Genomic DNA, 6,415 nt, shown 5'->3' on the forward strand with positions numbered 1-6,415 from the left:
AGCGCCGCGGCCTTGTCGTTCTCGCGGATCAGCGTCGGCGCGGCGGCGTCGGCGAGGTGGACCTCCACGATATCGCCATCGATCTGGCCGAGGATGTCGAGCAGGTAACGGCTGTTGAAGCCGATCTCGAAACCCTGCGCGGCATATTCGCCGGGGACTTCCTCCGCCGCCGTGCCGTTCTCCGGGCTCGTCACCGACAAGGTGATCTTGTCGCGGTCGAGCGCCATCTTGACCGCGCGGGTCTTCTCGTTGGCGATGGTGGCGACGCGGTCGACGCCCTCCTCGAACCCACGCGGATCGATCTTGAGGATCTTGTCGTTGCCGGTCGGGATGACGCGCGAATAATCGGGGAAGGTGCCGTCGATCAGCTTCGAGGTCAGCACCGCCTGGCCGAGATCGAAGCGGATCTTGCTCCCCGACAACGACACGCCGACCGAGCCGTCGATCTCGTCGAGCAGCTTGCGCAGCTCGGCCACGCATTTGCGCGGTACGATGACGTCGGGCATCCCAGCCGCGCCGTCGGGCAGCGGCACCGTCACGCGCGCGAGGCGATGGCCGTCGGTCGCCGCCGCCTTGAGCACCGGCTGGCCCCCGTCCTCGCTGGCGTGGAAGAAGATGCCGTTGAGATAATAGCGCGTCTCCTCGGTCGAGATCGCGAAGCGTGTCTTGTCGATGATCTGCTTGAGCGTTTCGGCCGGCAGTTCGAACTTCGTCGGCAGCTCGCCCTCGGCGATCACCGGGAAGTCGTCGCGCGGCAGCGTCGGCAGCGAGGAATTGTAGCGGCCGGCGCGGATCGCCATGCGGCCCTCGGCGGCGGCGAGCGACACCTGGCTGCCCTCGGGCAGCTTGCGCGCGATGTCGAACAGCGTGTGGGCAGACACGGTGGTCGCGCCCGGCTGGTCGACCGCGGCGGCGACCTGCTCGTTGACCTGAAGGTCGAGATCGGTCGCCATCAGCCTGAGCGCGCCCTCGGCGGTCGCCTCCAGCAGCACGTTGGACAGGATGGGGATGGTGTTGCGCCGCTCCACCACCGACTGGACGTGGCTCAGCCCCTTCAACAGGGTCGCGCGCTCGATCGTGGCCTTCATTATCGAACCCCCCGCCCAGACCGCGACTCTATCACGCGGGGGCCATGTCGGCGGGAGCCTAGCCAAAGAGCAAGGGCGGGAGCAAGCGCCCCCGCCCTTCCCGACGTGGATAACCTGAAGCTTAAAACCGAAAGCCGTAGGCGACCGCCAACTGATGCCGGTCGGTGTCGACGTCGAACTTGCCGCTCGTCGCGCCCGAGCCGTACAGGACCGAGGCGCGGCCGTAGTTCGAATAGCGATACTCGACCTTGGCATAGCTGTGCGGCGACAGCACGTGCTCGACGCCCGCGCCGACGCGATAGCCGTCGAGATTGAAGCTGGTGTCGGTGGTCTGCGTGGTGTCGCCGGCGAGCACGCGCAGCCGCGAGTTGGTGTAGCCGCCCTTGGCGTAGATCATCGTCGTCGGGCTGGCGAGCACACCGATGCGGCCGCCGACATACAGGTCGCGGCCCTGGCGGACGCGGCCATAACCGAAGGTCGAGGTGTAGCTGTCCTGGCTGTTGCGCGCGGTCGAGCCGGTCGCCTCGCCCTCGGCCCCGATCACCAGGCCGCCCAGCGCGACGTCATAGCCGACGCCGCCGCCGTACAGCAGTCCGTCGATCTTCTGATCGTCGCGGCCATTGTTGTTCGATACGCTGGAGCCAGCGCCGACATGGTCGTAGCCGAGCGTCGCCTCGACGCGGGGGCCGGTGAAGGTGGGGTTTGTTTCCTGCGCGAGGGCGGGGACGGCGTTGAACGCGGACGCGGCCGACAGGGCCAGAACAAGCTTACGCATGAGATACTCCATTCGATACGCTCCCCGCTTTGCCGGAGAGGGTCGACGAAGCGCGCGGCGCGGCGGGAGGTTGCATGAACTTTGTCTCATGTGAAAAACGTTGCGTTTCCGCCCGACGGGGTTGAATGCCCGGGGATGACGACGGGGCGAAGGCAGGGCCGGGACTTCATCGCCCGGCACGGCGAGACGGTGTTCAATGCCGCGCGGCGGTTGCAGGGCGACTGGCCGCACACGCCGCTGACCCGCGCGGGGTTCGCGCAGGCCGACGAGATGGGGCGGGCGCTGCGCAACCTGCTCGGCGCGAAGCCGATGCTGACCTTGTGGTCGTCGCCGAGCGGGCGGGCGTTGCAGACGCTGGCGGTGATCGCCGAGCATCTCGACCTCGACTGGCATGGCGCGAAGACCGACGACCGGCTGGTCGAGATCGGCATGGGCGGCTGGGGCGGGCGCTATTACGCCGATGTGATCGAGGAGGTCGGGCCGGTGATCACCGCCGACGGCCTGCTCCGCCCCGCGCCCGACGGCGAACATTATGATGCGATCGCGCGGCGGGTCGGCGGCTGGGTGGCGGATACCGACGACGAGCCCGGCGACCGGGTGGTCATCATGCACGGCATCTCCAGCCGTGTGCTGCGCGGGCTGATGACGGGGGCCGAGGCGCACCCCGCGTTCGATGCGCCGATCGCGCCGGGGCTGCCCCAGGGCTCGGTGGTGCTGATCGAGGCCGGTCGCGAGAGCGTGCCGCATGTCGGATCGGGTCACGCTCCCGCGTGATTGGGCCCGGGCCACGCGCCGGCGTGAAGCGCGTGGCGCTCGCGCTGCTGGTGCTGGCCGCGCCTGTGGCGGCGCGCGACACGTTGGGGGTGTACAAGGGCTGGGGAGCGTTGCGCGACGCCCGGCCCGCGCGCTGCTTCGCCATCGCCCGGCCGATCGCGGCGGGGGGCCGCGCGCAGGGCTTCGCCAGCGTCGCGAGCTGGCCGGGGCGCGGCCTGCGCAACTCGCTAGCGATCCGGCTCAGCCGCGCGCGCGACCGCGCGGCGGACGTCACGCTGTCGATCGGCGAGCGCCGCTTCACCCTGGTCGCGGGCGAATTCGACGCCTGGGCCGCCGACGCGCCCAGCGACCGCGCGATCGTGACGGCGATGCGCTCGGGGCGGAGCATGAGCGTCGAGGCGGTGGGAGCGACGGGCCGGCCGTTCGCGGACGTCTATGCGCTCGCCGGCGCGGCGACGGCGATCGACGCCGCGGCGCTCGGCTGCGCGAGGCGGTGATCAGGCCATGGCCGGCGTCCCCCGGCGTCGGCGCAGGGCGCCCCCGATCAGGCCGAAGCCGGTGATCATCATCGTCCAGGCCGCGGGCTCGGGCACGCCCGCGACGGCAGCCGGATAGCCATAGCCGCCGCCCGGCAGCGCGGTCAGCGCGCCGCTCGCGCTCGACAGCGTTCCGCCGGTCGAGACGCTGACGCCGGTGACCTTCGCGGTGTTGAAGAAATCCACCGCGCCGTCGCTCACATCGTCGGCATAGAGCCAGCTCGCCAGCGTGAATACCGAGCCGGCCGCGAGATCGAAGTCGAGCGTAAAGGTGGTGGGATCGATCATCGTCATCCCCGACGTCATCCCCGAACACGGCCCCGCGCATAGCCCGCCGGTCGCGATCAGCGAGTAATTGGCTAGCAGGCTGTTGTATGTCGTCAGCGCCTGCGGACCGCCAGCCTGAGCATTGCCATATTGGAAGGAGGCATAGGCACCGTCGTTGACGGCCCGCTCGAAATGATCCGCGTAGAACCGCTGGCGGATGACGTTCGGCCCGGACGGATTCGTGACCTCGTAATACGTCCCCTGCGCGGACGAGACCTTTTCGACGTTGCTCAACAGGTTGCCCGTGTCACCGTTGACGTTGGCGTAGTTCCAGAAGCCGTCGAAGTCGCGTGCGTCGGCGCGGGTGATGCGGCCGTTCGGGTTGGCGACCGTCTGTTGCAGGATCAGCGTATCGTAACCGTCGCCGAGGCCGATGTTGCGCAGACCGGAGCTGCTGTTCGCCTCGCCGCCATACCCATTGAGCGACCAGTTGCCGCCGCGCATCGCATAGACCTGATAGTTCCATTCCGCGAACGGGCTCGTGCCCCCGACCGCGCCGTCGATCGTGAAGGCAAAGCTGAGGTGGACGGCGTTGCCCGTCGCCCCTCCGACGGTGAAGGTGTCGAGCCACGCCGAGCTGGCATAAGCGTAGCTCGATTCGCCGCCGCTGGCATAGATCTTGTTGACGCCGAAATCGGTCTTGGCGCGCGCGTCGGCTCCGCCGAAGGTGGTGGCGACCGTCGCGCCGGCGGTGGCGGAGACCTTCGTCTCGTCGCCGGTGTCGGCAACCGGATCCGCATTGACCGCCGTCAATATCTGTCGCTGCGCCGCCGCCTCGCCGTTCGCGCCAAACGCAATGGTCGCCGCCGTTGCGACCAGGATGCCACGTGTGATGTGACCCATTGCTTTACCCCATATCCACCCGCGGCGTACCCCGCCCGCGCCGTCTTCGCGTCGGCCAGATGGCCCGGCCATGCGGCCCCGCGCGACTGGCGAACCGGACGGCGTGCGCTACAGGGCAGTCATGGCTCCCGGTCCCTTCGATGCGATCGTGCTCGGCGCGGGCGGGGCCGGGTTGATGTGCGCCGCCGTCGCCGGGCAGCGCGGGCGGCGGGTGCTGATCATCGACCATGGCCGCGAGCCGGGCGCGAAGATCCTGATCTCGGGCGGCGGCCGGTGCAACTTCACCAATCTCCACACTGCGCCCGACCGTTACCTGTCTGCCAACCCGCATTTCGCGCGCTCGGCGCTGGGGCGGTACACGCCGCAGGACTTCGTCGAGCTGGTCGAGCGGCATGGCATCGCCTGGCACGAGAAGACGCTGGGGCAATTGTTCTGCGATGGCTCGGCGCCGCAGATCGTGCGGATGCTGCTCGACGAATGTGATGCGGGCGGCGTGACGCTGCGGCTGGGCGAAGCGATCCGCGATGTCGGCCATGCCGATGGCCGCTTCACCGTGACGACGGACGGCGGCGCGTTCGACGCCCCCAGGCTGGTCATTGCCACCGGTGGGCCGTCGATTCCGAAGCTTGGCGCGACCGGCTTCGCCTATGACCTCGCACGCCGCTTCGGACTGATGGTGGTCGAGCCCCGCCCCGCGCTCGTGCCGCTGACGCTGCCGCCCGGAGAGGCGCTGTTCCATTCGCTCGCGGGCGTCGCGACGCCCGTGGTCGCGCGCTGCGGCGGCGCGAGGTTCGGCGAGGCGGCGCTGTTCACGCATCGCGGGCTGTCGGGCCCGGCGATCCTGCAGGTCTCCTCCTATTGGCGGCACGGTCAGGCGATCGGCATCGACTTCCTGCCTTGCCGAGACGCCGGCTGGCTGGTCGCCGCCAAACGGTCCGCCCCGCGCACGACCTTGCGTAGGCTGCTCGGCGATACGCTGCCTGACCGCCTCGCCGCCACGCTCGCCGAGCAGCTCGGCGTCGCCGCGACGCTCGCCGACACCCGCGACGCGGTGCTCGCTGACGGGGAAAAGCGCTTGCGCGACTGGACCTTTCTCCCGAACGGCACCGAAGGCTTCGCCAAGGCCGAGGTCACGGTCGGCGGCATCGCCACCGATGGCCTGTCGCAGCGCGATCTATCGGCGACGCGGGTGCCGGGCCTGTACGCGATCGGCGAAGCGGTCGACGTCACCGGCTGGCTCGGCGGCTACAATTTCCAATGGGCCTGGGCGAGCGGCTGGGCGGCGGGGGAGGCGCTGTAGGGGGCTCGCTGGAATCACGAGACGTTTTGCCCTATGTCGCGGCCATGCTGACAGAAGCGGCCGCTGCCATGCCCATTGCCGGGCATATCGACCCCGTGACCGTCCCGCGCGCGGCGACGCTGCGGCCGGACGGGCGTGTCGATCTGATGGGCCTGTCGAAGGACCATCTCCGCGCCGCGCTCGCCGAGGCCGGCCTCGACGCGCGTCAGGCGAAGTTGCGCGGCAAGCAGATCTGGCATTGGATCTACAATCGCGGTGCGACGCGGTTCGAGGACATGACCGACATCGCCAAGGCACAGCACCCGTGGCTGGCCGAGCGGTTCGTCGTCGGCCGACCCGAGGTGATCGAGGCGCAGGTCTCGACCGACGGGACGCGCAAGTGGCTGCTGCGGTCGCCCGACGCGCAGGATTACGAGATGGTGTTCATCCCCGACGCCGATCGGGGGACCCTGTGCGTGTCGAGCCAGGTCGGCTGCACGCTCAACTGCCGCTTCTGCCACACCGGCACGATGCGCCTGGTCCGCAACCTGACCGCGGGCGAGATCGTCGGCCAGGTCATGCTCGCGCGCGACGCGCTCGGCGAATGGCCGTCGCAGCCCGAGGGGCGGATGCTGACCAACATCGTGATGATGGGGATGGGCGAGCCGCTCTATAATTTCGACGCCGTCCGCGATGCGCTCAAGCTGGTGATGGACGGCGATGGCCTGGCGCTGTCGAAGCGGCGGATCACGCTGTCGACCAGCGGCGTCGTGCCGATGATGGCGCGCGCGGG

The 6,415-nt window shown here is 69.5% G+C and carries 7 protein-coding genes; 4 read left to right on the forward strand and 3 right to left on the reverse strand.

Translation table 11 applies throughout. The features are described from left to right. Together dnaN and ACFE7K_RS15275 are read right to left on the reverse strand one after the other, a co-directional pair. On the reverse strand, window positions 1-1,088 hold a 1,088-nt coding region (dnaN, locus tag ACFE7K_RS15270; RefSeq protein WP_375399052.1), incomplete at its 3' end, for a DNA polymerase III subunit beta. 121 nt (window positions 1,089-1,209) lie between these two features. Then, window positions 1,210-1,863, reverse strand: coding sequence for an outer membrane protein (locus tag ACFE7K_RS15275; RefSeq protein ID WP_375399053.1), 654 nt, complete (start codon window positions 1,861-1,863; stop codon window positions 1,210-1,212). A 135-nt stretch (window positions 1,864-1,998) separates the two neighbouring features. On the opposite strand from ACFE7K_RS15275, the gene ACFE7K_RS15280 reads away from it, so the two are divergent. Then, on the forward strand, window positions 1,999-2,637 hold the full coding sequence (locus ACFE7K_RS15280) for a histidine phosphatase family protein (RefSeq protein ID WP_375399054.1): 639 nt from the start codon (window positions 1,999-2,001) through the stop codon (window positions 2,635-2,637). A 23-nt stretch (window positions 2,638-2,660) separates the two neighbouring features. After that, window positions 2,661-3,134, forward strand: coding sequence for a hypothetical protein (locus ACFE7K_RS15285; RefSeq protein ID WP_375399055.1), 474 nt, complete (start codon window positions 2,661-2,663; stop codon window positions 3,132-3,134). On the opposite strand, the gene ACFE7K_RS15290 is transcribed toward ACFE7K_RS15285, so the two are convergent. Beyond that, window positions 3,135-4,343, reverse strand: a complete 1,209-nt coding sequence (locus ACFE7K_RS15290) for a PEPxxWA-CTERM sorting domain-containing protein (RefSeq protein WP_375399056.1) — start codon at window positions 4,341-4,343, stop codon at window positions 3,135-3,137. It lies immediately after the preceding gene. Window positions 4,344-4,464: 121 nt separating this feature from the next. On the opposite strand from ACFE7K_RS15290, the gene ACFE7K_RS15295 reads away from it, so the two are divergent. Together ACFE7K_RS15295 and rlmN are read left to right on the forward strand one after the other, a co-directional pair. Next, window positions 4,465-5,643 carry an NAD(P)/FAD-dependent oxidoreductase gene (locus ACFE7K_RS15295; protein WP_375399057.1) on the forward strand — a complete coding sequence of 393 codons (1,179 nt, stop codon included), beginning with the start codon at window positions 4,465-4,467 and terminating at the stop codon, window positions 5,641-5,643. Window positions 5,644-5,687: 44 nt separating this feature from the next. After that, the coding region (gene rlmN, locus ACFE7K_RS15300) for a 23S rRNA (adenine(2503)-C(2))-methyltransferase RlmN (RefSeq protein WP_375399058.1) at window positions 5,688-6,415 on the forward strand (728 nt) is incomplete at its 3' end.

The sequence above is a fragment of the uncultured Sphingomonas sp. genome, from assembly GCF_964244265.1.
Lineage (GTDB): Bacteria > Pseudomonadota > Alphaproteobacteria > Sphingomonadales > Sphingomonadaceae > Sphingomonas.

What these genes read in the sequence shown, in the direction of transcription:
- ACFE7K_RS15275 (WP_375399053.1), bottom strand. Translation starts at nt 1,863, where the DNA reads ATGCGTAAGCTTGTTCTGGCCCTGTCGGCCGCGTCCGCGTTCAACGCC.
- ACFE7K_RS15280 (WP_375399054.1), top strand. Translation starts at nt 1,999, where the DNA reads ATGACGACGGGGCGAAGGCAGGGCCGGGACTTCATCGCCCGGCACGGC.
- ACFE7K_RS15290 (WP_375399056.1), bottom strand. Translation starts at nt 4,343, where the DNA reads ATGGGTCACATCACACGTGGCATCCTGGTCGCAACGGCGGCGACCATT.
- ACFE7K_RS15295 (WP_375399057.1), top strand. Translation starts at nt 4,465, where the DNA reads ATGGCTCCCGGTCCCTTCGATGCGATCGTGCTCGGCGCGGGCGGGGCC.